This window comes from Streptomyces sp. NPDC096132 (genome assembly GCF_044763345.1).
GTDB lineage: Bacteria > Actinomycetota > Actinomycetes > Streptomycetales > Streptomycetaceae > Streptomyces.
Window position 1 is genome coordinate 124,446 of sequence record NZ_JBIWGA010000002.1, and the last position, 25,772, is coordinate 150,217.

Annotated in this window: 20 protein-coding genes and 2 pseudogenes; 2 read left to right on the top strand and 20 right to left on the bottom strand. The window is 70.3% G+C overall.

What is annotated here, in order from left to right:
- Positions 1 to 20: 20 nt before the first annotated feature.
- A complete protein-coding gene (locus ACIRF9_RS04955) occupies positions 21 to 1,706 on the top strand; it encodes a rhamnogalacturonan lyase B N-terminal domain-containing protein (RefSeq protein WP_403816464.1) in 1,686 nt (561 codons plus the stop codon).
- 89 nt (positions 1,707 to 1,795) lie between these two features.
- On the opposite strand, the gene ACIRF9_RS04960 is transcribed toward ACIRF9_RS04955, so the two are convergent.
- Positions 1,796 to 2,950: a right-handed parallel beta-helix repeat-containing protein gene (locus ACIRF9_RS04960; RefSeq protein WP_403816467.1), complete on the bottom strand. Its 1,155-nt coding sequence runs from the start codon at positions 2,948 to 2,950 to the stop codon at positions 1,796 to 1,798.
- Between the two features lie 146 nt (positions 2,951 to 3,096).
- On the opposite strand from ACIRF9_RS04960, the pseudogene ACIRF9_RS04965 reads away from it, so the two are divergent.
- Positions 3,097 to 4,362 (top strand): annotated as a pseudogene (locus ACIRF9_RS04965) (family 43 glycosylhydrolase); the annotation flags it as partial.
- On the opposite strand, the gene ACIRF9_RS04970 reads toward ACIRF9_RS04965, so the two are convergent.
- The 19 genes and pseudogenes from ACIRF9_RS04970 to ACIRF9_RS05060 form a co-directional block, all read right to left on the bottom strand.
- Positions 4,355 to 5,152, bottom strand: a complete 798-nt coding sequence (locus ACIRF9_RS04970) for an HAD family acid phosphatase (protein WP_403816469.1) — start codon at positions 5,150 to 5,152, stop codon at positions 4,355 to 4,357. The pseudogene ACIRF9_RS04965 and the gene ACIRF9_RS04970 sit on opposite strands and share 8 nt — an antisense overlap.
- A gap of 109 nt (positions 5,153 to 5,261) precedes the next feature.
- Positions 5,262 to 6,374: a chondroitinase-B domain-containing protein gene (locus ACIRF9_RS04975; RefSeq protein WP_403816471.1), complete on the bottom strand. Its 1,113-nt coding sequence runs from the start codon at positions 6,372 to 6,374 to the stop codon at positions 5,262 to 5,264.
- A gap of 38 nt (positions 6,375 to 6,412) precedes the next feature.
- Positions 6,413 to 7,570: a dienelactone hydrolase family protein gene (locus ACIRF9_RS04980; RefSeq protein ID WP_403816474.1), complete on the bottom strand. Its 1,158-nt coding sequence runs from the start codon at positions 7,568 to 7,570 to the stop codon at positions 6,413 to 6,415.
- Positions 7,554 to 8,585, bottom strand: a complete 1,032-nt coding sequence (locus tag ACIRF9_RS04985) for a pectinesterase family protein (RefSeq protein ID WP_403817918.1) — start codon at positions 8,583 to 8,585, stop codon at positions 7,554 to 7,556. Before ACIRF9_RS04985 ends, ACIRF9_RS04980 begins: the two co-directional genes overlap by 17 nt.
- A gap of 7 nt (positions 8,586 to 8,592) precedes the next feature.
- The gene (locus ACIRF9_RS04990; RefSeq protein ID WP_403816477.1) at positions 8,593 to 9,711 is read right to left on the bottom strand and encodes a pectinesterase family protein; all 1,119 of its coding nucleotides are present in this window, start codon (positions 9,709 to 9,711) and stop codon (positions 8,593 to 8,595) included.
- 124 nt (positions 9,712 to 9,835) lie between these two features.
- On the bottom strand, positions 9,836 to 11,149 hold the full coding sequence (locus tag ACIRF9_RS04995; protein WP_403816480.1) for a polysaccharide lyase family 1 protein: 1,314 nt from the start codon (positions 11,147 to 11,149) through the stop codon (positions 9,836 to 9,838).
- Positions 11,150 to 11,167: 18 nt separating this feature from the next.
- On the bottom strand, positions 11,168 to 11,962 hold the full coding sequence (locus tag ACIRF9_RS05000; RefSeq protein ID WP_403816482.1) for a rhamnogalacturonan acetylesterase: 795 nt from the start codon (positions 11,960 to 11,962) through the stop codon (positions 11,168 to 11,170).
- 132 nt (positions 11,963 to 12,094) lie between these two features.
- Positions 12,095 to 13,435, bottom strand: a complete 1,341-nt coding sequence (locus tag ACIRF9_RS05005; RefSeq protein WP_403816485.1) for an ABC transporter substrate-binding protein — start codon at positions 13,433 to 13,435, stop codon at positions 12,095 to 12,097.
- 82 nt (positions 13,436 to 13,517) lie between these two features.
- A pseudogene (locus ACIRF9_RS05010) lies at positions 13,518 to 14,627 on the bottom strand (polysaccharide lyase family 1 protein); the annotation flags it as partial.
- A 32-nt stretch (positions 14,628 to 14,659) separates the two neighbouring features.
- Positions 14,660 to 16,219, bottom strand: a complete 1,560-nt coding sequence (locus ACIRF9_RS05015; protein ID WP_403816488.1) for a family 43 glycosylhydrolase — start codon at positions 16,217 to 16,219, stop codon at positions 14,660 to 14,662.
- Positions 16,216 to 17,106: a PmoA family protein gene (locus tag ACIRF9_RS05020; protein WP_403816491.1), complete on the bottom strand. Its 891-nt coding sequence runs from the start codon at positions 17,104 to 17,106 to the stop codon at positions 16,216 to 16,218. The genes ACIRF9_RS05015 and ACIRF9_RS05020 overlap by 4 nt, the downstream gene beginning before the upstream one ends.
- Positions 17,106 to 18,263 (bottom strand): Gfo/Idh/MocA family protein, encoded by a 1,158-nt coding sequence (locus ACIRF9_RS05025; protein ID WP_403816494.1) that lies wholly within the window; start codon positions 18,261 to 18,263, stop codon positions 17,106 to 17,108. Before ACIRF9_RS05025 ends, ACIRF9_RS05020 begins: the two co-directional genes overlap by 1 nt.
- On the bottom strand, positions 18,260 to 19,522 hold the full coding sequence (locus tag ACIRF9_RS05030; protein ID WP_403816497.1) for a pectate lyase: 1,263 nt from the start codon (positions 19,520 to 19,522) through the stop codon (positions 18,260 to 18,262). The genes ACIRF9_RS05025 and ACIRF9_RS05030 overlap by 4 nt, the downstream gene beginning before the upstream one ends.
- Positions 19,519 to 20,418: a carbohydrate ABC transporter permease gene (locus tag ACIRF9_RS05035; protein ID WP_403816500.1), complete on the bottom strand. Its 900-nt coding sequence runs from the start codon at positions 20,416 to 20,418 to the stop codon at positions 19,519 to 19,521. The genes ACIRF9_RS05030 and ACIRF9_RS05035 overlap by 4 nt, the downstream gene beginning before the upstream one ends.
- Complete coding sequence (locus ACIRF9_RS05040; protein WP_403816503.1) at positions 20,415 to 21,350, bottom strand: carbohydrate ABC transporter permease; 936 nt, start codon at positions 21,348 to 21,350, stop codon at positions 20,415 to 20,417. Before ACIRF9_RS05040 ends, ACIRF9_RS05035 begins: the two co-directional genes overlap by 4 nt.
- Positions 21,351 to 21,467: 117 nt before the next feature.
- Complete coding sequence (gene araD / locus ACIRF9_RS05045) at positions 21,468 to 23,234, bottom strand: L-arabinonate dehydratase (protein ID WP_403816506.1); 1,767 nt, start codon at positions 23,232 to 23,234, stop codon at positions 21,468 to 21,470.
- Positions 23,231 to 24,142, bottom strand: coding sequence for a dihydrodipicolinate synthase family protein (locus tag ACIRF9_RS05050; RefSeq protein WP_403816508.1), 912 nt, complete (start codon positions 24,140 to 24,142; stop codon positions 23,231 to 23,233). The genes araD and ACIRF9_RS05050 overlap by 4 nt, the downstream gene beginning before the upstream one ends.
- A complete protein-coding gene (locus tag ACIRF9_RS05055) occupies positions 24,139 to 24,795 on the bottom strand; it encodes a GntR family transcriptional regulator (RefSeq protein WP_403816511.1) in 657 nt (218 codons plus the stop codon). Before ACIRF9_RS05055 ends, ACIRF9_RS05050 begins: the two co-directional genes overlap by 4 nt.
- A 142-nt stretch (positions 24,796 to 24,937) precedes the next feature.
- Complete coding sequence (locus tag ACIRF9_RS05060) at positions 24,938 to 25,690, bottom strand: MBL fold metallo-hydrolase (RefSeq protein ID WP_403816513.1); 753 nt, start codon at positions 25,688 to 25,690, stop codon at positions 24,938 to 24,940.
- Positions 25,691 to 25,772: the final 82 nt, after the last annotated feature.

The window sequence follows — 25,772 nt, forward strand, 5'->3', positions numbered from 1 at the left end:
AACAATCCGGAGCACGACCCTTGAGCACGCACAAGAGACGACACCTCACGCGCCGACGTGTGCTCGGGGCCTCCGCGATCGGGGTCGCCGCCACCGGCGCCGCCGTCGCGGGCGGCGCCGGCCTCCTCTCGTCCGCGTCCGCCGCCGCCTTCGGTTACCGGGACGACGGCAGGAACTACGTCGTCGACACCGGTTCCTCCCTCGTCTTCAAGGTCTCCAAGACCACCGGCGACCTCACCTCCCTGGTCTACAAGGGCAAGGAGTACGAGGGCTACGGCGGCAAGCACTCGCACGTCGAGTCCGGCCTCGGCGCCTCCACGGTCACGATCAGGCAGTCGGGCTCCACCGTCCTGATCAAGGTGGTCCACGGCGCGATCACCCAGTGGTACGCGGCCCGCAGCGGGCAGAACAACGTCTACCTCTGGACGAACAAGGCGGACGCCTCCTTCACCGCGACCCGCTACATCGTCCGCCTCAAGCCCGGGATGTTCCCCAACACCGGCCCGGACTCCTGGATCGAGGCCTCGGACACGATCATCGAGGCCGGGGACGTGTGGAAGCGCGCCGACGGCACCACCCACTCCAAGCACTACTCGGGCAAGCGCACCGTCGACTACGACCACGTCGGCTTCACGACGGGCTCGGTCGGCCTGTACCTGGTCCGCTCGAACCACGAGAAGGCCTCGGGCGGCCCCTTCTACCGCTCCCTGCTGCGCCACTCCAACGACAAGGGCGCGGGCCTCTACGAGATCCTGCACTACAACGAGGCCCAGACCGAGGCGGAACGTTTCGGCTTGCAGGGACCGTACGTCCTCGCCTTCACCGACGGCGGCACGCCCTCCCCGTCCCTCTTCCACGACAAGCTGGACACCTCCTGGGTGGACGGCCTCGGCATCACCGGCTGGGTCGGCAAGGCCGGCCGCGGCAGGGTCGCGGGCGTGGGCCTGAAGGGCATGGACGCGAAGTACCCGTACACGGTCGGCTTCGCCAACAAGGACGCCCAGTACTGGGCGAGGGCGGCGACCGGTACCGGTGCCTTCTCCTGCAAGGGGATGCTGCCGGGGACGTACACGCTGACCGTCTTCAAGGGCGAGCTGGCGGTGCTGACGCAGGAAGTGAAGGTGACGGCAGGCGCCACGACCAGCCTGCACACCCTGTCGATCACCGGCGACCCGTCCACGGCGAAGACCGTCTGGCGGCTCGGCGACTGGGACGGCACGCCCGGCGAGTTCAAGAACGCCGAGCTCATGACGTACGCACATCCCTCCGACGCCCGCGCGGCAAAGTGGACGGGCAACATCACGATCGGCAGCGGCGACCCGGCCGCGTCCTTCCCCGCGTACGTCTGGAAGGACGTCAACGACGGCATCCTGATCTACTTCAGGCTGACGAAGGAGCAGGCGGCGGCCGCCCACACGCTCCGGATCGGCGTCACGGACGCCTTCGCGAACGGCCGCCCGCGCGTGACGGTGAACGACTGGGTCTCCGCGATCCCGGCGGCGGTCACCCAGCCCTCGACCCGGTCCCTCACCACCGGCTCCTACCGGGGCAACAACCACACCTTCACGTACAACGTCCCGGCGAGCGCCTGGAAGACGGACGTCTCCCAGTACAACGTCCTCAAGCTCACCATCGTGAGCGGCTCGAGCGGCACGGCGTTCCTGAGCCCGGGCACGTCGTTCGACTGCGTCGACCTGCTGTCCTGAGAGCTTGCCGGCCCGGCCCCCCTCTCCGGCCGGCAGCAGGAAACGCCCCCACCCTTGGTCAGGTGGGGGCGTTTCCTGTTGCCCTCGGGCTAGTTCATGGTCGAGCCGATCGTCGTCGAGCCCGTCGTCAGGAACGCCGTCGCCGGCAGCGAACCGTCCGACTTACGGGCCCCGTACGCCGTGGTCGCGTCGGCCGACACGAAGGCCGGCGTCGACACCCCGCTGTCCCAGTTGTTCGCGGCGGACACGGTCGAGGACCCCAGCTTGGACAGCCCGCCCTTGTTGCTCACCGCGAGGTTGCGGGCGAGCCGGGCCTTGCCGGTGGCGAAGTAGAAGCCGGCCTCGGTGTTGGAGTACGCGGTATTGCGGTTGAGGACGATCGCCCCGGTGTTGGAGTTCTCGGTGAAGCCGTTCAGCGTGTTGTCCCAGGCCGCGTTGTTGTTGACGACGTGCGCGACCGCGACGCCCCCGCCGCCCAGCTTGAACCCGTTGCCGTTGCCCTCGAAGGCGGAGTCGGACCAGCGGTTCTTGCCGTTGCCGAAGGCCCAGGAGTGCTCGATGGTGACGGGCGTGGAGAACTGCCACAGGTCGAGGCCGTCGTCCGAGTTGTTGTAGAGGCGGGCGCCGGTGATCTTGTTGCCCGTCCCGGAGCCGAACTTGATGGCGATGCCGTCCGCGTTCTGCCCGTGCCCGGCGGCGTCGTAGTTGCCGTAACTGTCCAGGTTCTGCACGAGGTTGTTGACGGTGTTGTCGCCGCGCAGGGTGAACCCGGAGTCGCCGTTGTTCGCCGTGACCAGGTTCTTGAAGACACCGCCGGTGGACGAGGTGACGACGAAGCCCTGGGCCGGGGACTTCTGGAAGGTGAGGTTCTGGACGGTCCAGTAGCTGCCGTAGATCCCGGCCAGCCACGAGCCGGCGGGCAGCTTGGAGCCGTCGATCTTCACCTTCTCGGTGCCGTAGGCCTGGAGCGTGATGCGGGACGAACCGGTGCCGCTGGCCGTGGACTTGAGGGTGGCCGTCGGGTAGTACGTGCCGCCGCGGACCTGGATGACCGTGCCGGCGACCGCGTTCTTCACGGCCGACTCCAGCTGCGCGGTGGTGGAGACGGTGACCGTCGAGGACGCGGCCTGGGCGCCGCCGCCCGACAGACCGAGGTAGACACCGCCCGCCCCCGCGGCGAGCGCCACGGCGGCGGCGATCGAGAGGGTACGCGTCCTGCGGTGGCGTCCGGTGCTCAGAAGCACGGGCGTTCCTTTCACGTGAGGGTGAGGAGGGAGACGGGCCGGAGGGGCCGCCCCGGCCCGTCTCCGCACACCAGTCGCCACCGTGGCCGGAAAGGGTTGCCGAGCCCCGCGAAAAAGAGCGAAACTTTCGCGCCCCTCCCACCACTCCGGTATCGCCCGCACACTGCTCATGGCCCTGTTCACCCGGCACCACGATCCCCGGAGCACCGTCCGTGACGCACCCGAAGTACACCGACCCTCTCTTCGTCCCCGTCGCCGTCCCCGTGACGCCCGCCTCGGTCGTGGACGTGACGGCGGCGGGCCGGCGGGGGGACGCGATCGTCACGGAGGCCTCGTCGAAGGTCGTCCTGCCGATGGAGCCGGACGCCGACCTCTCGCGGCTCGCCCCGTCGATCGCCGTCGGCGAGGGTGCCACGCTCAGCCCCGCGTCCGGTACGCCCCGCGACTTCCGTGAACCGCGGACGTACACGGTGACGGCGGCCGACGGCACGAGCCGCACCTGGACGGTCGAGGCGGTGCCGACCGGGAGTCCCGTGCTGCCCGGGCTCCACGCCGATCCGGATGTGCGCTTCATGGACGGCGCCTACTGGATCTACCCGACGACGGACGGCTTCCCGGGCTGGGGCGGGACGCGCTTCACGGCGTACTCCTCGAAGGACCTGGTCCACTGGACCGACCACGGGGTCGTCCTCGACCTCGGCACCGATGTCGGCTGGGCCGACCGGTACGCGTGGGCGCCGGCGATCGCCGAGCGGGACGGCAGGTACTACCTCTACTTCTGCGCCGAGCAGCAGATCGGTGTGGCGGTGGCGGACTCCCCCGCCGGGCCGTTCGAGGACGCGCTGGGCAGGCCGCTGGTGGCGAAGACCGACTACCGCGGCCAGATGATCGACCCCGCCGTCTTCACGGACGACGACGGGACGTCGTATCTCTACTGGGGCAACACGCACGGATACGTGGTGCCGCTCCACGACGACATGGTGTCGTTCGACGCGGGCGCGGTGCGGGACATCACCCCGGAGAACTTCCGGGAGGCGTTCTTCGTGGTGAAGCGGCACGGCACGTACTACCTGATGTGGTCCGAGGACGACACCCGCAGCGTGGACTACCACGTGGCGTACGCGACGGGACCGTCCCCGCTCGGCCCGTGGACCGAGCGGGGGACGATCCTGTCCAAACGTCCCGAGTACGGCATCCTCGCCACCGGCCACCACAGCGTGGTGAACGTGCCCGGCACGGACGAGTGGTACATCGTCTACCACCGGTTCGCACTGAACGGGCCCGGGAGACCGGCCGGTGACGGGACGCACCGCGAGACGACGATCGACCGGATGCGGTTCGCCGCGGACGGCGGCATCGAGCCGGTCGTGCCGACGCTGGAGGGGATCGAGCCCCTACGGCGCGTCAGCTGACGAAGTACGTCGGGTTCGGGAGCTTGTACGTGCGGTCGGCGTAGCCGCCCTCGAGGTCCGAGTACTGGTCGCCGAAGTTGGCGATGATCTCGTACCCGAGGTCGTCCTCGATGTGCTTGCGGGTGCCGGACTTGTACTGGACGGTGGTGCAGGTCCAGTTGTTCGCGGTGGCGCAGGCGCTGAGATAGGACGGCGGGTTGGCCGCGTCCTTGAGGAAGACGTGGGCGGTGTCGAGGTTCACGTCGGCGCCGACCTTCTTCAGGTTCTCGACGGCCGAGGCGCGCTGCGATTCCTTCAGGCCCGAGTTGTAGAAGACCTCGACGCCCTTGGACTTCGCGTACTGGACCAGCTCGGGGCTGCCGAAGACGGCCGGACGGTCCGCCTTGGCCACGTACTCGGCCCAGGTGGTCGAGTTGTACGTGTAGTTGGTCTTCTTCTCGTAGTCGAGGCTGAGCAGCAGCGTGTCGTCGATGTCGAAGACGACCGCGGGCTTCTCGCCGTGGTGGCGGGCCTTGCGGGCCGCCTGGTCGATGTACTTCTTCGCGGCCTTGTCGATCGCCGCGAGGTCCTTGGCGTAGGGGCTGGTCGGCGACGCCTGGTAGACGCCGTTCGCGTCCGCCGTGGTGCCGTAGTAGGTGTCGATGTCCTTCACCAGGAGCCCGATGTTGTAGGGCTCGTGGGTGGAGTTGGCCGTGGACTGGCCGGCCGTGGCCGCGCCGGCGCCGTAGAGCGCGGCACCGGCGACGGCACAGGCGGCGGCGACGGCCGCGATGCGCAGTGGCTTATGCATGACAAGCTTTCTACGCGCGTCACGCGGTCGGGCGCGAGACCCGTTGCCCGATCGAGACCGCATGTCGGGCAAAAAACGGGTCAAGCGCCCTGGGCGGCTCGGCCGCAGGTCAGTCCATCGTCGCCCCGATCGTCGTCGAACCCGTCGTCAGGAACGTGGTGGCGGGCAGGGTGCCGCTGGAACTGCGGGCGTTGTACGTGGTGGAGGCGTCCGTCGACCTGAAGGCCGGGGTGGAGATGCCGCTGTCCCAGTTGTTGCCGGCGGAGACCACGGAGGAGCCCTTGCTGACCAGGCCGCTGCCGTTGCTCACCGCCAGGTTCTTGCCGAGGCGGGCGGAGCCGGTGGCGAAGTAGTAGCCCCATTTGCTGTTGGCGTAGGCGGTGGTGCGGTTGATGACGATCGCGCCGGTGTTGGAGTTCTCGGTGAAGCCGTTGCCGGCGTTGCCCCAGGCGGCCGAGTTGTTGACGACGTGGGCGACGACCTCGCCGTCGCCGCCCAGCTTGTAGCCGTTGCCGTCGCCCGCGAACGCGGAGTCGGACCAGCGGTTGACGCCGTTGCCGAAGGACCAGGTGTGCTCGATGGTGACGGGCGAGGAGAAGGACCAGAAGTCGATGCCGTCGTCCGAGTTGTTGTACAGGCGGGCGCCGGTGATGAGGTTGCCGGTGCCGGAGCCGTACTTGACCGCGATGCCGTCGGCGTTCTCGCCGTGGTTCGCGGCGTCGTAGTGGCCGTACGAGTCGATGTTCCTGACCGTGTTGTTCACCGTGCCGTCCCCGGTGAGGGTGAAGCCGGAGTCGCCGCCGTTGATGGTCTTGATGTTGTTCCACACCGTTCCGGTGCAGGACTGGCAGACGACCGCGCTGTCCGGGGAGTTCTGGAAGGTGATGTTGGAGACGTTCCAGTAGTCGGCGGTCAGCTTGAAGATCCAGTCGCCGTCGGGGAGCGACGAGCCGTCGATCTTCACCGTCTCCGAGCCGTACGCCGTGAGCGTGACCGGCGAGGAGGAGGTGCCGTTGGCGGTGGACTGGAGGGTGGCCGTCGGGTAGTACGTGCCGCCGCGGACCTGGATGACCGTGCCCGCGGTGGCGTTCTTGATGGCGTTGGACAGGTCCGTGGAGTTGCTGACGACCACGGTCGCGGCCTGCGCCTGGGTGGGGAGGACAGCAAGCCCGGCGCCCAGGGACAGGGCGGCCAGGGCGGTGAGAGCGGTACGACGAGACATGGAGTGCGGGTCCTTTCTCGTGCGGGTGGGGGGACGGTTCACAGGGCGCGGTCGAGCCAGGTGAAGACCTCGTCCTGCATGCGGTCGACGAAGACATGGCCCAGGTCGGGCCAGGTCCTCAGGTACAACCGCTCCTCGGCGTGGCGGGAGCGCCAGACGGCGCGCAGCTTCTCGTGGGCGGTGCGGACGCCGTCGGCGGGGAACAGGGGGTCGAGCCCGCCGTCGAAGAACAGCATCGGCCGGGGTGCGGCGATGCTCGCCACGTCGGGGAAGTCGAGGTACTGGGGAAGCCCCGGGTGGAGCATGCAGTACGCGGACTGGCCGCGCAGGATGTTGTTGCCGGGGACCAGCACCTCCTTCAGGCCGGTCATCCAGCACACGGCCGCCGCGGCGGCGAGGTCGTCGCTCAGCGCGGCGGCCTGCCAGGCGCGGAAGGCCCCCATGGAGAACCCGACGGCCGCGACCCGGTGCGCGTCCACGTGGTCGAGGCCGGCCAGGAATCCGGCGGCCCGCGCGTCCTCGCGGGCCATGAGTCCGGCGAGTGAGGAGCCGAGCTGGTAGAGGTTCGAGGCGAGGGCCTGCTGCTGGTCGTAGGCGAGCGGACCGCGGTCGCCCCAGCCGAGGGCGTCCGCGCACAGCACGACGTATCCCCGCCGGGCCAGTTCGTCGCCGACGAACCGTCCGCTGAAGTACCGGTCCGCCCACGCCTGAGCGGAGGCGAGCCGTACGTCGTCCTCGGGCCGGACCAGCTTCTCCTTGCCGATGTCGAACTTCGCCCCGTGGTCGTGCAGGAGCAGCACCGCCGGGAAGGGGCCGGGGCCTTCGGGGGTGAGGAGGGCGGCGCGGACGCGTTCGTACCGGGTGAGGGAGAGGGTGACCGAGCGGGCTGTGTAGCCGTCCCGCCGGGTTGGCGGACCGTACTCCGGCGCGTACGGCGTCCCGTCCTCCCGCTCGACGATCAGCAGCTCCTCGACCTTGGCCCGGGCGACCCGGCGCCAGGCCCGGAAGTCACGGACCGGGGACTTCCCCCAGGCCAGGGGAAAGGTCAGCGCGGCCCTGAGGGCGGGGTGGAAGTCGGGCAACGGCCCGTCCACGACGGCCGCCTCCGCGCCGGTCGCCGCGCCCCCGGCCAGCAGGGCGGCTCCCGCTCCGACCACGAACGTGCGGCGGCCCACCGGGTCACGGGCGCCGGTCATACGGCCTCCAGTCGCCGAGGTAGGTGCGCCGGGTGTGGGTGGCCGCCTCCTCCGCCGTCAGCTGGGGACGGTTCTCCGGGACGGAGATCTCCGCGCCGGGGCCGGAGTTGGCGTACTCACGGAAACGCATGGTCTGCCAGGGGTAGGCGTCCCGCATGTTGGTGTAGGGGGCGACGGCGTCGATGCCGGGGCCGATCCAGGTGTCCCGCACGACCAGCGAGGGCCAGGCGGTCGTCTCGTACGAGGGCACCCAGGGCCGGGCGATCTTGTACGCGGCGTCCTCGGCGCCGGAGGTGATCCGGCCGTGCAGCGCGAGGAAGCCGTAGGGGTTGGCCCGGGCGGTGGAGGGGGCGAAGACCATGCCCTTGGGGGTGAAGCCGACGTCCCGCTGGAGGGTGTGGAAGCGGCAGGCGTCGAAGACGGCCCGGGCCCGCCCGAAGACGAAGTCGACGTCTCCCTCGATGTGGCAGTGGCGGTAGTACTGCCGGTCGAAGGCGTCGAGCGCGCTCGTGTCCGCGAAGAGGGTGTCCTGGTGGGCGAGCAGGCGGACGTTCTCGAAGTGGCTGCGGTCGCCGGTGACGTAGGCGGCGACGGCCTGGGTGCCGGTGATGTCCGGGTGGTCGGCGCGCAGCCAGTCGTTGGCGAGGGTGAGGTCGCGGACGGCGAGCCCGGGGGCGGCGCAGGTGAAGGTGGCCGAGCCCGCCGTGCCGTAGGTGCCCGAACCGTCGGGGCGCTGGGTGCCGTTGGCGTTGTCGTGGACGATCACGGCGGCACGGGGGTCGCGGACGGCGCCCCGCAACGTCAGTTCCGCCTTGTCGGCGGGGATGCCGACGACCTCGCGATACGTCCCGGGGTGCACGACGATCGTCCAGCCGGGGCCGTCGACCCGGTCCACGGCCGCCTGGACGGAATCGCCGGGGCGGACGTGCAGGACGCGGCGGGAGTGCGCGAGGGCCGGGGTGGCGGGGAGCAGGGCGGCGCCGGTGAGGCCCGCGAGGAGGGTGCGTCTGCGCAGCGGCATCTCAGCACTCCCCCTTCCATGGCTTCCAGTCCCCGAGGTAGGTCTCCCGGGTCGCCGACTCGGCCTGTTCGTCGGTGAGTTGGGGACGGTTCTCGGGGACGGTGATCTCGGCTCCGGGACCGGTGTTGCGGTACTCGGCGAACCGCTGGTTCTGCCAGGGGAAGGAGGCCGACATGTTCGTGTAGGGGGCCACCGCGTCGATGCCGGCGTCCAGGCGGGTGTCGCGGACGGTGAGGCTCGGGCGGGCGGTGGTGTCGGAGCTGGGCACCCACGGGCGGGCCAGCTTGTAGAAGGCGTCGGGGGCCTCGCTGCTGATCCGGCTCCGGGTCACCAGGTAGCCGCGCGGGTTGGCGCCCGCCGTGGAGGGGGCGAAGACGAAGCCGTAGGGGGCGCCGGCCAGGTCGGTGCGGTTCAGGGTGCGGAAGTGGCAGTGCTCGTAGACGGCCGTGGCCCGGCCGAAGACGAAGTCGACGTCCCCTTCGACGTAGCAGTGGCTGTAGTACTGCCGGGCGAAGGCGGCGAGGGAGATCGAGTCGGCGTACAGGGTGTCCTGGTGGCCGAGGAAGCGGCAGTGGTGGAAGGCTGACCGGTCGCCCTGGATCTTGATGGCGACGGCCTGGGTGCCGGTGATGTCGGGGTGGTCGGCGCGCAGCCAGTCGTTGGCGAAGGTGATCCAGCGGGCGGTGAAACCGTCGGCCTGCACGGTGGTGGTGGCCGAGCCGGTGGTGCCGTAGGTGCCGCCGCCGGGCTTGGGGGTGCCGGCCGCGTTGTCGTAGACGATCACGACGTCCCGGGGGTCCTCGGAGGCGCCGATCCAGGTGGCCTCTGTGCGGGTGGCGTCGAGGACGACCGTCTCGCGGTACACGCCCGGGGCGAGGACGAGGGTCCAGCCGCTGCCGGTCGTGGCGGCCACGGCGTCACGGACGGAGGTGGCGTCGCCCCGGCCGAGCGGGTCGACGTACAGGGTCTGGGGGGTGAGGCGGGCGGCCGGCGTGCCGTAGCGGCCGAACGGGCCGCGTCTGCCCGTGGCGGCGGCCCGTGCGGGCGGGGTGGCTAGGGCGAGGGTGGCGGCCGTGCCGGCGGTCGCGGCGAGGAACCGCCTTCTGGAAAGGGGGTGCATGCGGGTGCTCCTTGGCGGTGCGGCTCTGCGGGAGGGGCCGGGCGACGACGGACGCCGCTCCGGCCTTCGTACGGAGGGCCGGGGTGACGACGGCAGCCGCCGCCCCGGCCTTCGTGCCGACGGATCAGCCGAGGCGTCCCGCGCCCGCGCCGCAGTCGACGATCCGGGGGACGGACTTCGCGGGGTCGACCTTGGTGCGCAGGGTGGGGGTCCAGCCCGCGCCGGACTCCAGGACCTCGCCGGGGATCTCGGCGTTGTGGACGGCGATCAGGTCGGTGGCCGTGCCGTTGACGTAGTTGTCGTCCGCGGTGACCGGCGAGACGTTCCACCGCTTGAGCACCTTGGCCGCGCTGATCCCGTCCGGCAGCGTGAAGGCGTTGTGCTCGGCGACGAGCTGGGACTCCTTGCCGATGCCGAAGCTGTAGGAGTAGTCGCCGTTCGCGACGAAGTGGTTGTTGTAGGAGTCGACCTGGCCGAAGCGGACGCGGGGCGCGCGCTCGACGAGGTTCGAGAACAGGTTGTGGTGGAAGGTCACCTTGAGGTGCCCGCGGTCACCGGCGGCCGTCGACTCGCTGTCGCTGTTGCCGATGAGGATCGTCTTGTCGTGCTCGGTGAAGACGTTCCAGGACGCGGTCACGTAGTCGGAGCCGCGGACGATGTCCAGCTCGCCGTCGTGCTGCTGGTAGAGCATCCCGAAGTAGGTCGGGGCGGCGCTGTCCGGGTGGAATCCGTCGGTGAACGTGTTGTGGTCCAGCCAGACATGGGTGGCTCCGTACACCACGGCGGTGTCGTACTCGGAGTTCCAGTTGCCGGTGGAGCCGTCGGTCGGGTCCCACTGGGGGAAGCAGTCGATGGGCGACTCGAACGCCAGGTTGCGGATGATCACGTTGTCGACGGCCTTGATCTGCAGGCTGACGCCCTTGAACCCGGCGTTCCTGCCGATGCCGACGATGGTGGTGTTGGACGGGACGTTCGCCTTGATGGCCTTGTCCTGGTTGGCCTGGGACGTGCGCCGCAGCCCCTCGGGGCTGTCGTCCGGCTCGGCGGCGAGGTCGGTGTCCAGCCCCCAGGCCTGCGGCGAGTACTTCGCGAGATAGGCGTCGAAGTCGTAGCCGGGCGCGGCGAAGGCGTCGCAGCCCTCGGCGACGGCGTCGATGACGCCCTTCACCTTGATGATCTTCGGGGCGGTGCCACCGGCCGCGAGGGCTGCCTTGAACTCGGCCCAGGTGGTGACGGTGTACACGTGGTCGGCGTCGGCGGCCGACCCGCCCGTGGTCCCGGTCCCGTACGAGCCCCAGCCGTCGTTCGCGGCGAGCACCTGCCGGCCGAGGTCGCGGGACGCGGCATGGGCGGACGCGGTACCGGTGACGGACAGCACCAGCGCGGTGCACCCCACCAGGGCAGCAATGACGCGTCCATGACATTTCTGTGTACGCACTGTGCGGGTCTCCTCTTGTTACGTCAGCGGCTCGGGCCAGGTGATCCAGGACGTGGGGATCTCGTCGCGCAGCCGCACCACGTCACGCGGGCCGAGCACCCGCGTCCGCAGCAGCTCCCGCGCGACGAGCCGCGCCACGGCGATCGCGCCCGGCGGATTGAAGTGCGTGTTGTCCTGCTCGGTCTCGGTCCAGTTGAAATAGGTCTTCGTCGCCTCGACCCCCAGCTCCTGCCAGAGCGCGAGCGACAGCGCCTGGAGGTCGAGCAGCGCCACCCGCTCCTCCTCGGCGAGCGCCCGCATGGCGGCGGGGTACTCCCCGTGCGTCGGCACGGCGTTCCCCTCGGCGTCGAACCTCCGCCGCTCGACGGGCGTGGCCAGGACCGGCCGCGCCCCCTTCGCCCTGGCACCCGCGATGTAGAGCCGCAGATAGTCCTGGTACGTCGTCCAGGGCTCGGTGTAGCGCGTGGGGTCGGTGGTCTTCTCGTCGTTGTGCGCGAACTGCACGAGGAGGAAGTCCCCCGGCCGGATCGCCGCGAGGATCGCGTCCAGCCGCCCCTCGTCGACGAAGCTCTTCGAACTCCGCCCGTTCACCGCGTGATTGGCGACCGGCCGGTCCCCGCGGAGAAAGAACGGAAGCGCCATGCCCCACCCGGTCTCGGGCGCGGCATCGGAGTACTTCTGGGCGGCGGTGGAGTCACCGGCGATGTAGAGAGTGCGTTCACGGCTGTGGGCGTGCGCGGTGCCGGCAGCGGCGACACCGAGGGGGAGGGCGGCGACCACCGCCGAAGTGACCTGTCTGCGGGTAAGGGCCACGAACGTGCACCTTTCGAGAGAGGTTCATTGGATTCCCTAGGGGCGCGGGGCGGCTGCGATATGCGGCTCCGCCGCGTGGGCGCGACCAGCCACAACGGACCCGCAGTCGCCCCGCGACCCGAACCACCCGAGCTACCCGTTGTTCTTCTTCCAGTCGGCCTGCGCAGCATTCAGCTGCTCCGCCAACGTGTCCAAGAAGTCCTTCGCGCTCATCTTCCCGAGCAGCACCTTCTGGAAGTTCGGCTCGTTGTCGGCCTTGGAGATGGTGTTCCAGTCGGGCAGGTAGTACGGCAGCTGCACGATCTTGGTACCGGCCCCGTTCAGCGCCTCGGCCGCCAGCTTCGTCGGCTCGGCCTTCTGGATCCACGCGTCCTTCGCGGCCTCGGTGTTCGCCGGGATCTGCCCCGCCGACTCGTTGTACTTGGAGTTCTCCTCGTGCGAGACGGCGAACTCGACGAACTTCCAGGCGGCCGACTTGTTCTTGCTGGACTTGAAGACGCTCAGCCCGTCGACCGGGTTGGAGATCTGCACCCGGCTGCCGTCGTCCTGGGTCGGGCTGGGGATGCCCCGGAACTTGTCCGCGCCCAGCGCCTTCAGGTGGTCCTGGTAAGAACCGAGGTTGTGGCTCAGCATGCCGATGGTGCCGCTGTCCCACTGGGCGACCATCTTGGTGAAGTCGTTGTTGACGTCGGCGGACGGGGTGTCCTTCTTGTACAGGGAGACGTACTTCTCCAGCGCGGCGACGAGCTTCGGGTCGTTGACGGTGGTCTTGTCGCCGTTCCAGAAGGTGTCGATGCCGGTCTGGCTGTACGCCGCGTCCAGGGCCGGCGCGATCGAGCCCTCGCCGCCGCGGATGGTGAAGCCGAACTCGTTCTTGCCCTTGTTCGTGAGCTTGTCGGCGGCCTCGTAGAACTTCGTCCAGGTGGTCGGTGCGTCCAGACCGGCCTTCTCGAACAGGTCGGTGCGGTACCACAGGGTGCCGTTGTTGGACGAGGTCGGGATCTGGTACAGGTCCTTGCCGCCGCCCGCCGCCCGGCTGCTGTCCAGCAGGTTCTGGCTCAGCTTGCCGTTCAGGTCGCTCTTCTCGAGCCGGCTGTCCAGCGGCTCCAGCGCGCCCTGCACCGCGACCTCGGCGAGCATCGCGGTGCCCACGCCGCCGACGTCGGGCAGGCCGCCGCCCTGGATGGCGGTGTCGTACTTGGACTGGGCGCTCGCGGCGGGGATCCCGACGTACTTGACCTTGATGTCCGGGTTCGCCTTCTCGAAGTCGGCGATGATCTCCTTCCAGATGTCGGTGCGGACACCGCCGTTGTTGTCCCAGAAGGTGATCTCGCCCTTGCCCGAGCCCTCGTTCCCCTTGTCCCCCGCGCTGCCGCTGCCGTCGTCGCCGCAGGCGGTGGCGGTCAGCGCGAGCACGGAGCCCAGGGCGACGGCCAGGGCGGCGCGCCTGCTTCTGCGGATGCTGCTCTTCATGTGGTCGGCTCTCTTCTTCTGGATCGATCCAACGGAGATATGAAGTTGTGGGGGGTCAGTGGCGGGCCTGGGGAGCCCGGTCGTTCGCGGCGACCCGGACGGTCGGGTGGGCGCCCGGCCCGTCGAGCACGGCGCCGATCCGCTTCTGCGGTCCTGAGAACCGCTTGACCAGCGCCGGGACGGCGGCCGCCGGGTCCAGCCGGTAGGCGTAGAAGTCGCGGGGTTCGAAGGCGGAGCCCCAGGTGTCCGTCCGGCCGCTGGTGTTCCGCAGGATCGAACCCCGCTGGACCAGCTCCGCGGTGGCGTCGGCCTGGTAGGGGTGCTGGACCCCGTCGTAGTAGCTGTTCTCGATCACCATCTTCGTGTGGCCCCGGGACCAGTTCCCGTACGTCCACACCGGGTCGCCGTCGGCCACCTGGGCGGAGAGGTAGTTGTTGTAGAGGTGGGCGTAGGCGCAGTTGTCGGCGGACGGATTGCGCTGCTTGGTGCCGGTGAACCAGTTGTGGTCGATGGTGATCTGGGTGAGGACGTTGGTGGTCCAGCCGATCCCGAAGGCCTTGTTGTGCTGCGAGAACTGGTTGTAGGAGACGGTGACGTACTGGCTGTCCTTGCGGATGTCGAGCAGCCCGTCGCCCATGTGCGTGAAGCGGTTGTGGTCGATCCAGACGTGGTCGACGGTGTCCATCTGGATCGCGTCGAAGTCGGTGGTCTTGCCGTCCCAGTCGCCCTCGACGTACGAGTCCCGGATGGTGAGGTTGCGGATGATGACGTTGTGCGTGCCGGGGTCGAGGTGGAGCTCGCCGTGGACGATCTCGCCGGTGTCGCCGACGCCGATGATCGTCTTGTTCGAGCCGACCACGATGTCCGAGCCGAACGGCTCCACCGCCACCGAGCCCTCGACCCGGATGACGTACGGCTCCTCGGCGGCCGCGTACCTCGCGAGCGCGGCCTGGTCGGTGACGGTGACGACCTTGCCGCCGGCCCCGCCGGTGGTTCCCCCGGCGAGGGAGGCGAAGCCGTGGGCGCGGTCGGTCCAACGGTCGGCCGGGGCGGTGGCGGGTGCGGCGGCTCTCGCCTCACCGACGGTGCCCAGGCCCAGCGCGGCGATCAGACCGGCCACGGCGATCAGCACCGCACCCGCCCTCGGCCGTGACCGCGGTCTTGGCAAGCGCTTGCTATGGAAGTGCGTCATTGCGGCTCCCAACAGGCGTACAGGGGAAAGGGTCAGAGCGGTCTGATCCGGAATTCCGTGAACGAGGCCGCTCCGGCAGGCCCCGGTCCCGTGGGGGCGAGCGCGAAGAGACCGAGCAGGGCGCCCACCCAGCGCCAGGGGGTGGCGGCGAAGACGGGGCCCGACCAGCGCAGGCCCTCGCCGACGTCGTACGCGAAACGGCAGCGTGCGCCCGTGCCGATCTCGATCCGCAGGCGCGCCCGGCCCTCGGGGGCGAGCCGCGGGTGGTCGGCGTCCCGTTCGTTCCCCCACTGCCCGAAAGGCGTGGGAGGTGCCCCCATGGCGACGGCTTCGGCGAAGCGGTGCACGAGGTGGACCGATCCGTCGGTGCCGCGCTGCAGGCCGATCCAGCCGAACGCGTCGCCGAGGACCGCGAGTCCGGCGCGGGCGCCGGGCTCCTCGCCGTGCAGTTCCAGCTCCACCTCCACGGCGGACGGGACTCCCGGGAGGCGCTGGGTGAGGATGTTCGGCAGAGTGCGCAGGTCGTGCGCGTCCGCCGTCCGTACGCAGGTCAGGCGCAGGCCGTCGGCGGAGTGCTGGGTGGCCCAGCCGGCCTGGGGGTTGGCCGTCCACTGCCACTGGCGGCCGAAGCGTCCGCCGGGGAAGTCGTCGTCGGTGGCGGGCGCGGCAGGCGGCTGCACGGGCAGGTCCGGCCGCCGGTGTACGGCGACGGGGGCGCCCTCGTCACCGAGCACCGGCCAGCCGTCCGGACCCCAGCTCATCGGCTGGAGGTGGACGACCCGGCCGTAGGCACCGCGCTGCTGGAAGTGCAGGAACCAGTCCTCGCCGGCCGGGGTGCGCACCCAGCCGCCCTGGTGGGGGCCGTTGACCTCGGTGTCCTTCTGCTCCAGGACGATCTTCTCCTCGTACGGGCCGAAGAAGTCCCGGGCGCGGAAGGCGCCCTGCCAGCCGGTCTCCACTCCTCCGGCGGGCGCGAGGATCCAGAACCAGCCGTCGTGCTTGTAGAGCTTCGGTCCTTCGAGGGTGAACCAGCCGGGGATGCGGTCCCCGTCGACGATCAGCTTGCCCTCGTCGAGGAGGGAGGTGCCGTCGGGGTGCATCCGGTGGCCCGTGAGCCGGTTCTTGACGCCCGACCGGGACTTCGCCCAGGCGTGGACGAGGTATGCCTCGCCGGTCTCGTCGTCCCACAGCGGGCAGGGGTCGATGAGTCCCCGGCCCTCCTTCACCAGGTGCGGACGGGTCCAGGGGCCCCTGATCTCCGGGGCGTTGACCTGGAAGACGCCCTGGTCGGGGTCGCCCCAGAAGATCCAGAAGCGGTCGTCGTGGTGGCGCAGCGACGGGGCCCAGACCCCGCAGTCGTGGCGGGGTCCGGCGAACTCCTCCGCCGGTTCCAGGTGTTCGAGGGCATGACCGACCAGGGTCCAGTTGACCAGGTCCCGCGAGTGCAGCAGCGGCAGGCCGGGGGCGCGGCCGAAGCTGGAGGCGGTGAGGTAGAAGTCGTCGCCGACGCACACGACGTCCGGGTCGGACCAGTCGGCGTTCAGGACCGGGTTCGTGTACGTCTCGTACGTACCGTGGGTCTCGTACGTCACTGGCTCACCGCCTTGCGGACCAGGGCCGCCACCTCGAGCCGGGGGAGACGCCCGTCGGCCACCACGGTCACGATCCGCCGTACGACGGTCTCGCCGGGCGGGACCGGCAGCCGCTCCCCGGACGCCAGTGAGGAGCCGACGCCCGGATACTCCCCGGCGCGCACGAACCACGGGTCCTGGCGGGTCTCTTCGGTGGCCCCGGCGAAGGCCAGTGTCCATGTTCCCCCGCTCTCGGCTTCGCTCGAGCGGGGGGACCCCCATCCCGTCAGAGCGACCCAGTCGGCGCGGCTGCCGTGGACCGCCTCTTCGCCCTCGCGGTCGACGGTGAAGACCTGCGGGGGTTCCTGCTCCTTGCGGGCCCGCCAGAAGAAGCCGCCGTAGGCCGCGCCGGGACGGCCGTTGGTGGCCGGGCTGCCGATGGACAGCGGGCCCGGGGTGACGTTGGTGAGGGAGAAGGTGAAGTCCAGCACCCAGGCCGTGCCGGTCAGTTCGGTGGCCGCGACGGTACGGCGCTCGCGCAGCAACTCCGCCCCGGCCGCCGTCACCCAGCGCAGCTCCTCGACGAATCCGTCGGGGTCGCGGAGCTGGAAGGAGCCGTGCCGCTGGGTGCCGTGGTTGTCGAGTTCGGTCGGGCCCCGGTCGCGGACATAGGTGCGGCCGCCCCAGAAGTTGTGCCCCTCGACGTCGGGAACGGCTACACCGACGCCGAGGTGGTGGAGGTGGTCGGCCGGGGCCAGTTCGGTGACCGCCGTGCCGGCCAGGGTGGTGACCGGGTGGAGATAGGGACGCGGGGAGAGCCGGGCGGGCAGCTCGGGCCGGGTGACGTAGCGGCCGACCGGGCGGCCCGCGACGCGCAATACGACCGGTGCGTCCGGGGACTGTGGCATCAGGTACTCACCTCTTTCGGATGCGCGGTCGTGAGCGCCCAGGGGGCGCCCAGTTCGGAGTAGAGGGCGAGGGTGTCGGCGGCGGCCGCGACCAGGCCGTCGATGCCGGGGACGACCCGGCGGTCCTCGTCCTTCAGCAGGTGCCAGGCGTCGTCGGGGAGCCGTACGGGGTCGGGGGCGACCCTGATCGCCTCGACGACCCGCATGAAGGCCTCGGTCGCGGCCGGCGGGACGAGCAGTGCGGTTCCGTCGGTGAGGTGCTCGACGAGGTTCTCCAGCAGGTCGGTGCGGCCGTACTCGAACTCCTCGGGTCCGTGGCCGGCGCGCTGGAGCAGGACGCGGTCCTGCTTGTACCAGTAGGTGATCCGGCCGCGGCTGCCGTGGACGACGACGTACGGGTCGTCGGGGTCCTCGGCGCACAGGGTCGCGGCGACGACGATCGGGAGGTCGCCGGTGGTGGTGACGCGGACGCAGGAGGTGTCGTCGGACTCGATGGCGTTGGCGTGCGCCAGTTCGGTCTCGATGCCGGTGACGTCCTCGGCGCGGGTCGCGCCGGCCAGGGCGAGGGCGGTGGCGACGGCGTGGGCGAGCGGGTTGGTGAGGGCGCCGTCGATGACGTCGACGCCGTTCAGCCGCCGCTTGCCCGCCCAGGGTGCCCGCCGGAAGTACGCCTCGGCGCGGGCCCAGGCGCCGGCGCCGCCGACCCCGGCGATCTCGCCGATCACCCCGTCGGCGACCAGCTCGCGGATCGCGGGCACGGCGTGCGAGCCCAGCGACTGGAAGCCGATCTGGCAGACCACGCCCGCCTCGGCGACCCCGTCGGCCATCCGGCGGAACTCGGCCCAGGAGGGGGCGGGCGGCTTCTCCAGGAGGAGGTGCACGCCCCTGGCCGCGGCCTGGAGCGCCAGGTCCGTGTGGGTCGGGATGGGCGTGCAGATCACCGCGATGCGCGCCCCGGTGGAGTCCAGGAGGGCGCCGAAGTCGGCGGACTGCTCCGGTGTGCCGAGGCCCTCGGGGATCTCGTCCGGGGTGAGCGGGGTCAGCTCGCAGATGCCCGCGAGCCGGACGATGCCCTTGTCCTGGAGCCGGCGGATGTTGTCCAGGTGCCAGCGGCCGTGGCCACGTGCGCCCGCCAGGACGATGTCTACGGTGCTCATGGGATCCTCCCTGCGCCCGCGCCGCGGGCCACCTCGCGGTCGGCCACTGCGGCGCTGTCGATCTTTCCGTGCAGGGTAGGCGTCCAGCCGACGTCCGCGGTGAGATCGCGCTCGCTGCCGGAGTTGTAGGCGTTGTGGATCGCCAGCAGGTCCACGGGCCAGCCGTTGAAGAGGGTGCCGCTCTGGTGCAGGGCGGTGCCGTTCCAGCTCTTGACCAGGTCGGCGACCTCTACGCGCGAGGGCTTGGCCAAGATGCAGCCCTCGGCGTAGAACGCCCGCTCGGTCGACACGCCGAGCGATTGACGACCTCCCCAGCCCTGGGGCTGAAGATTTCGGTCCGTACCGCTATGCGGCACCACCATGGGTTCCTGCTTCGCAGGCCCTGGCCAGTCTCCGCGGAGATCGGTCTTACATGGGCCTCCACAGGCGTCACTTTCCGCCCGCCCGGCGGTAGATCCACCATCTCTGTGGTGAGACAAGCCGATGCTAGCCCCGGGAGCCTGCTCCTTGGGAGCGCCAAGGACGAAATGCCCTGCCCATCCCCCCTGAAGGATGAAATGCCGATCAGACGTTCGCATTACGCTCGCCGTGACCTGGTCGACCCAGACGTGGGTCGCGCCGGTCAGCCAGACGTTGTCGTACGCCGTCTTCCAGTCGCCGAGGCCGCCGGTGTTGGGCTGCCAGACGGGGAAGCAGTCGTAGGCGTCGCGCAGGTCGAGGTTGCGGAGGATGACGTTGTCCGCGTTCCTGACCTGGAGGCTGCCGCCCTTGAGGACGGCGCCCTTGCCCAGGCCGACGATGGTGGTGTTGGAGCCAACGGTCAGCACGACCCGCTCGGCCTGCTGCGCCGCCGACGCCTGGCGGGCCTCCTCCTGGGGGCCGCTGGGCCTGGCGGAGCCCCAGGTGCGGGGGTCGTAGGCGGCGAGGTACTTCTTCAGGTCGTAGCCGTCGGTGGCGTAGTCGGCGCAGTCCAGGTGGTCGCCGTCGTCGTCGGTGTTGGCGTCGACGGTCCCCGCGATCTTGATGATCTTGGGGGTGGCGCTGCCGTTGTCGAGGGCGCGGACGAGTTCGGCGCGGTTGGTGACCGTGTACACGTGGTCGTCGTCGGCGGCCGCGCCTCCGGTGGTGCCGGTGCCGTACGCGGCCCAGCCGTCGTCGGCGGCGAGGGTGTCGCGGCCGATGTCCCGGGCCTCGGCGTGGGCGGGGACGCAGAAGGCTCCCACCAGCAGTCCCACGACGGTGACCTGACGGAGTCTCATCCCTTCACCGCCCCCGCGCTGAACCCGGTGATCAGCCACTTCTGGATGAAGGCGAACACGATCACCACGGGAACGGCGGCGATGATGCCGCCGGCGGCCAGGGCCCCGAGGTCGACGCTGTCCGCGCTCATCAGGGTGTTGAGGCCGACCGGGATGGTCTGCTTGGACTGGTCGGAGAGGAACATCAGGGCGAACAGGAAGTGGTTCCAGGCGTGCACGAAGGCGAAGGAGCCGACGGCGATCAGCCCGGGCCGCAGCAGGGGCAGGACGACGATCCGGAAGGCGGTCAGCCGGTTGCAGCCGTCGACCCAGGCGGCCTCCTCCAGGGAGTAGGGCACGTTCCGGATGAAGCCGCTGATCAGGATCATCGACAGGGGCAGCTGGAAGACCGTCTCGGCGATGATGACGCTGCCGAGCGAGTTGATCATCTTCAGTTCGGCGAAGATCTGGAAGAGCGGGACCAGGAGCAGCGCGCCCGGGACGAACTGGGTGCACAGCAGGGCCAGCATGAACGCGCGCTTGATCTTGAAGTCGAAGCGGGCGAGGGCGTAGCCGCCGGTGAGGGCGACGAGGGTGGTGAGCAGCAGCGTCGCGACGCCGGTGAGCACGCTGTTCTGGAAGTAGATCCCGAAGTCCCGCTCGTTCCAGACCTTCTCGAAGTGGTCGAAGGTCATCGGCCAGGGCACGAGCGAGGTCGAGCCGGCCGGGCGGAGCGCGAAGAGCAGGATCCAGTAGAACGGGATCAGGGTGAAGAGCAGGTAGATCGACAGGGGGACGTAGATCTGCCAGCGGGGGACCTCGTCCCAGGCGCGGTGCTTCCTGCCCGGCCGCCGGTCGGCGGCGGGGGGCACGGGCGCGGGGGCGGGGGCGACCTCGGTGGCCTCCTTGGTGATCACTTGCCTTCACCTCCGAACTTGCTGAGCCGCAGATAGACCATCGAGCAGAAGAGCAGGATCACGAACGCGACCGTGGTGAGGGCGGACGCGTAGCCGAAGTTGTGGGCGTCGACGGAGGTGTTGGCGATGTACAGCGGGAGGGTGGTGGTCTCCCCCGCCGGACCGCCGTTGGTCAGCGTGTAGAGCAGGTCGACGTTGTTGAACTCCCACACCGCGCGCAGCAGCGTGGACAGGACGATGGCGTCCTTCAGATGGGGCAGGGTGATGTGCCAGAACTGCTTGACGCGGCTCGCCCCGTCGACCTCGGCGGCCTCGTACAGGTCCTTCGAGACGGACTGGAGGTCGGCGAGGATGAGGATGGCGAAGAAGGGGACGCCGCGCCACAGGTCGGCGACGATCGCCGCCGGGAAGACGGTGGAGGTGTCCGACAGCCAGCTGGTGCCGTAGGTGCCGATGCCCATGTCGGCGAGGTAACGGGTGATGCCCGTCTGGGAGTTGTAGAGCAGCACCCAGATCGCGGAGGTCAGCACGCCGGAGACGGCCCACGGGGAGAAGACGAGGGCGCGGCCCAGCGCCCGTCCCACGAAGGTCTGGTTGACGATCAGCGCCAGCGCCAGACCGAACAGCAGTTGCAGCCCGACCTCGACGAAGACCCACTTGGCGCTGAAGGTCAGCGTGTCCCAGAACTGCGGATCGTCGGTGAAGGCGTGGACGAAGTTGTCGAAGCCCGCGTAGCCGTTGCGCCACGGCTTGGTGGGGTTGTAGTTCTGCAGGCTGTAGTAGAAGACGCTGATCACCGGGTAGGCGATGAAGCCCAGCATCAGCAGGGCCGCCGGCGCGATCAGCAGGTACGGGAGCCTGCGGGGCGTGGCGGAGGCACGGCGCCGCCGGGGTGGCGCGGGCGGTTTCGCCACGGCTGCGGCTTGGGCCATGACTGTTCTCCGTTCTCGGTACGTCGTGCGTGCGTCGTGCTCGTTCAGGAAGCGCTTTCTCGTCGTGCGTGGTGCGTTCTTGGCCGTGCCCGGGATGGTGCGGTGGCGGTACGGGGTTCAGCCCGCGTACGGGTCCGCGACCTTGCCCGGCCGGGCCAGGAACTCGAAGTCGCAGCCGGTGTCGGCCTGGGTGATCTGCTCGTTGTAGAGCGCGCCGTAGCCGCGCTCGTAGCGGGTGGGCGGCGGTGTCCAGGCCGCCCTGCGCCGCTCCAGCTCCTCGTCGTCCACGTGGAGCTGGAGGGTGCGGGCCTCGACGTCGAGGGTGATCGGGTCACCGGTGCGGACCAGCGCGAGCGGTCCGCCGACGTACGACTCGGGCGCCACGTGCAGCACGCACGCGCCGTAGCTGGTGCCGCTCATCCGGGCGTCGGAGATCCGGACCATGTCCCGCACGCCCTGCTTGAGCAGGTGGTCGGGGATGGGCAGCATGCCGTACTCGGGCATGCCCGGGCCGCCCTTGGGGCCGGAGTTCCGCAGCACCAGCACACTGTCGGCGGTGATGCCCAGCTCCGGGTCGTTGATGGTGCGCTGCATGGTCCTGTAGTCGTCGAAGACGACCGCGGGACCGGTGTGCTTGAGCAGGTGCGGCTCGGCGGCGATGTGCTTGATGACGGCGCCGTCGGGGCAGAGGTTGCCGCGCAGTACGGCGACCCCGCCCTCGCTCGCGACCGGGTTGTCCCGGGGCCTGATGACGTCGTCGTGGTGGACCTGGGCGCCGGCGAGCTGCTCGCGCATCGAGTCGTGGGAGACGGTCGGCCGGTCCAGGTGGAGCAGGTCCGGGATCCGGGAGAGGAAGCCGGGCAGGCCGCCGGCGAAGTGGAAGTCCTCCATGAGGTACTTCTGGCCGCCGGGGCGGACGTTCGCGAGGACCGGGACCGTGCGGGCGATGCGGTCGAAGTCGTCGAGGGTGAGGCGGATGCCGGCGCGGCCGGCCATGGCGACGAGGTGGATGACCGCGTTGGTGGAGCCGCCGAGGCCGAGGACGGTCGTCACGGCGTCCTCGAAGGCGTCGCGGGTGAGGAGGGCGGAGAGCCTGCGGTCCCTGTGGACCAGTTCGACGATGCTCAGGCCCGCCCTGGCCGCCATCCGGTCGTGCCCGGAGTCCACGGCGGGGATGCTGGACGCGCCCGGGACCGTCACGCCGAGCGCCTCGGCGGCGGCCGTCAGCGTGGACGCCGTGCCCATCGTCATGCAGTGGCCCGGCGAGCGCGCGAGGCCGTTCTCCAGCTCGGCCATCTCACAGTCGCCGATGAGGCCGGCCCGTTTGTCGTCCCAGTACTTCCACATGTCGGTGCCGGAGCCGAGGACCTCATTGCGCCAGTGGCCCGGCAGCATGGGCCCGGCGGGCACGAAGACGGTGGGCAGGTCGACGCTGGCCGCGCCCATGAGCAGCGCGGGGGTGGTCTTGTCGCAGCCGCCCATCAGGACGGCCCCGTCGACCGGGTAGGAGCGCAGCAGCTCCTCGGTCTCCATCGCGAGCAGGTTGCGGTAGAGCATGGGGGTCGGCTTCTGGAAGGTCTCGCTGAGCGTGGAGACCGGGAACTCCAGCGGGAAACCGCCCGCCTGCCACACGCCCCGCTTGACCGCCTGGGCCCGGTCACGGAGGTGCACATGACAGGGGTTGATGTCCGACCAGGTGTTGAGGATGGCGATGACGGGCTTGCCGAGGTGCTCCTCGGGGAGGTAGCCGAGCTGACGGGTGCGGGCGCGGTGGCTGAAGGAGCGCAGGCCGTCGGTGCCGTACCACTGGTGGCTTCTGAGTTCCTCCGGGCGCTTCCGGCGGCGCTCGGAGCGGTCCTCGGCATGATCGTCGAAGCGCTTCATATGGACCACCCCGCGGCGATGGCGGCGACCTCGGCGCGCTCGCTCTCGGGCAGCGAGCGGCTCGGCGGACGGACGTCACGGCGGCACAGCCCAAGGGAGGCAAGGGCCTCCTTGACGACGACGACATTGTTGGCGGAGCCGTTGGCGGCGCGCAGCTCCTCGAAGCGGCGGATCTGCTCCCAGACCTTCATCGCCGCCGGATAGTCTCCTGATCGAAGCGCTTCGATCATGTTCAGCGAAACGGCCGGGGCGACGTTCACGAGTCCTGAGGTGAAGCCGGTGGCGCCCGCGGAGAAGTAGGAGGGGGCGTACGGCTCGGCGAGGCCGGCCACCCAGACGAAGCGCTCCAGGCCCGCGTCCCGGGCGAAGGCGGCGAAGCGGGCCGCGTCCGGGACGGCGTACTTCACGCCGATCACGTTCGGGCAGGCGTCGGCGAGTTCGGCGAGACGCTCGCCGTGCAGCTGCGCGTTGCGGATGTACGGGACGACGCCCAGCTCGGGCACGGCCTCGGCGATGGCCCGGTGGTAGTCGACCCAGCCGCGCTGCGACACGTAGGGGTGGACGGGCTGGTGGACCATCACCATCTGGGCGCCCAGCTCACGGGCGTGCCGTGCGGAGGCGACGGCGGTGGGGACGTCGTGACCGACACCGACGAGGATGGCCGAGCGCTCCCCCGCCTCGTCGATGGTCAGTTCCGTGACGAGCCGCCGCTCCTCGGGCGTGAGGGCGTAGAACTCGCCGGTGTTGCCGTTCGGGGTGAGGGTGGTGATCCCGCCGTCGAGCAGACGGCGCAGCAGGGCCCGGTGGGCGGCCCGGTCGACGGAGCCGTCCTCGGCGAACGGGGTCACCGGGATCGCCACCACGTCGGCCAGCGCCGCTCGCTGGTCCTCGAACGCCACGCTGCTCATTCCTGACCTTCCTGGTTCGCTGCCTCGGGGAACGCTCGCTCGACGAACGACGCGATGTGGGCGTACAGGGCGCGGGCCGCGCCGTCGGCGTCACCGTCGAGGGCGAGCCGCAGGATCTCCTGGTGCTCACCGGCCTCCCGCTCCCAGGAGGGCGAGGCGGCCCAGGCGACGGCGGAGACGAGGGCGGCCTGGTCGCGGACCTCGTCGAGCATCCGGCCGAGCAGCGGATTGCCGCACGGCAGATACAGGGCGCGATGGAACTCCCGGTTGGCCAGGGAGCGTTCGGCGGTGTCGGTCGCCTCGTCGGCCCTGGTCAGCGCATCGCGTGCCGCGTCCAGGGAGGCGCCCCGGCGCACCGCCCGCTTGAGCGCCTCCGGTTCGAGCAGCAGCCGTACGTCGTAGACCTCGCGCGCCATGTCCGCGTCCACCATGCGCACCGTGACGCCCTTGTACTGGCTCATGACGACCAGTCCGGTGCCGGCCAGGGTCTTGAGCGCCTCGCGCACCGGGGTCTTGGACACCCCGAACTGTGCGGCGAGCTCGGTCTCGACCAGGGCCTGACCGGGCGTCAGCTGCCCGGTGAGGATGCGGCGTTTGATCTCCTCCAGCACGTACTGCGTGCGGGAGGGGATCGGCGTGGGCACAGAGGTCATGCGGGCCTCTCTGATCTCACATATCGCGTCTCATATATGACGTACGAAGTACGACGCGTTGAAGGTAGGAGGGGCGCCGTGTTTCGTCAATGCTTCCGACAGAAGAAGGCAGAAGAAGACCGGAAGAAGATTGAGAGAGAGATCAGAGGGGGATGGTTTCGCCTTCGCGAGCGGTCCGGGTCGGTCCGCCGAAGGCCGCCGCCGCCCGGGCGGTCGCGTCCTCGCGGGTGAGACCGGGGCCGACATGGGTGACGAACAGCTCCCGCACACCGGCCTTGCGGGCCGCCTCACCGGCGTCCTCGGGCGTCAGATGCACCTGTTCGCCTTTGCGATGCTCGTCGATGTCGGCCTCGCACAGGAACAGGTCCGCGCCGGAGGCGAGTTCGGTGAGCGCGTCGCACGGCCCGGTGTCCCCGGAGTACGCGAACACGCTCCCCTGGCACTCGACGCGCAGCGCGTACGCCTCGGTGTCGTGGAGCACCGCGCGCGTGGTGAGCCGCAGGTTCCAGTGCCGTACGGTGTGGCGGTCGTACAGCGGGCGGAAGTCGAAGACCCCGCTCAGGAACCGGATGTCCGCCCGCCCGAAGAAGCCGGCCAGCCGCAGCGCGCAGTCCATGGGCGCGTACACCGGGATCGGGGCCGGCGGGGTGAGCCCGCCGAAGGCCATCGCGTAGGACGCGGCGAGGAGGTCGGCGCTGTGGTCGGCGTGGAGGTGGGAGATCCAGATCGCGGTGAGCCGGTCGGGATCCGTGTGCCGCTGCAATTCGGCGAAGGATCCGGGCCCCGCGTCCACCCACACCTCCGCGCCCGCCCCGCGCAGCAGGTAGCCGGAACAGGGGCGGCCCGGCCGGGGGTACGGGGAGGCGGTGCCGAGGACGGTGAGACTCAGGGGCATGGTGGGGAGCGTACGGATCCACCCGGCGACAGGGGTCCCGTTTGCGTTTGTCTACGCCGGGCGCGGGGCGTGACGTACGACT